A 1,003-nucleotide genomic window follows, 5' to 3' on the forward strand; every position below is an offset into this window, starting at 1 on the left:
AGTTGTTCCGCGCGCGCGTCACCAGGCTCTCGCCCTGGTGCATCAGCACCTGCATCCGCATGCCGGCGCGCTCGGCCTGGACGGTGAAGTTCAGCATCGAGGCGACGTAGTTCTGGAAGAACTTGCCGTCGTGACTCGGCGTCACGACCACGGGAAAGAACTGCCGGAGTTCGGACGGGTCAAGCATGTCGGGGCTCCGTGTGCCTATCGGGCGGGGCGCTGCATCAGGCCGAGCAGCAGGTTGTTGTAGACCTCGGTGGCCGCGGCGTTGCCGGGGAGGTGGCGGTCGATCAGGCTGCGCTGGCGCTCGCGGTAGGCGGCTGCCTGCGCATCATGCGTGTCGATGGCTTCGAGCACGCGGGCGCTGCCACCGGCCACGTCGTTGCCCTGGTAGTAGTAGCCGAGATCCGCGCACAGGTGCGCGTTGTGCACCAGCGGATAGCCCTGCCAGCAGGTTTCCAGGTAGAAATAGTTAAGCGGGTTCTCCCACTGGTGCGAGACCACGATGTCGGTGTTCTGCGCGAGGAACACAGGCGTTTCGTGCCGGCCCAGGAAGACCGCCTTGTGCTCGCGGACCAGGTCGAGCTGGTTCATCAGCGTGATGAACTCCATGTTTTCCTTGGCCAGCCGTTCGGCATTGGTGACTTGCAGCAGTGCGATGGCTTCAGGCCGGGCGCGATAGGCCAGCTCGGCGATCAGTACCGGGTAGAGGCAGAACTTCACCACGTTGATGTTTGGCTCCATCACGCTGAGCCGGCGCGGCCCGGCGTGCGGCTGGTAGACGCCGACATCGGGCAGGGCGCGCGTGCGCTCGTCCAGGAACACCGGGCTCCAGACGAAGGGCACGGCGCGCGCCTCGGCCCGGCGCAGCACCTCGAAGTACGGCTGGCTGATGTTCGCCACCTGCGGAACCATCCAGATGTCGTCGTAACGCCGGTTCACGAACAGGTTCTGCCCCCAGAGCGGCTTGTTGAACAGCATCGACTCCATGGCGTGCACGTAT

Annotated in this window: 1 protein-coding gene and 1 pseudogene; both read right to left on the reverse strand. The window is 65.1% G+C overall.

The genetic code is table 11. The features are described from left to right. Positions 1–187 (reverse strand): annotated as a pseudogene (locus ACSFA2_RS26020) (hypothetical protein); the annotation flags it as partial. Between the two features lie 17 nt (positions 188–204). Further along, positions 205–1,003, reverse strand: a 799-nt coding sequence (locus ACSFA2_RS26025; RefSeq protein WP_435458208.1) for a DUF2827 family protein, incomplete at its 5' end; no start/stop codon positions are given.

The organism is Variovorax cryoconiti (genome assembly GCF_051216395.1).
Classification (GTDB): Bacteria; Pseudomonadota; Gammaproteobacteria; order Burkholderiales; family Burkholderiaceae_C; genus Variovorax.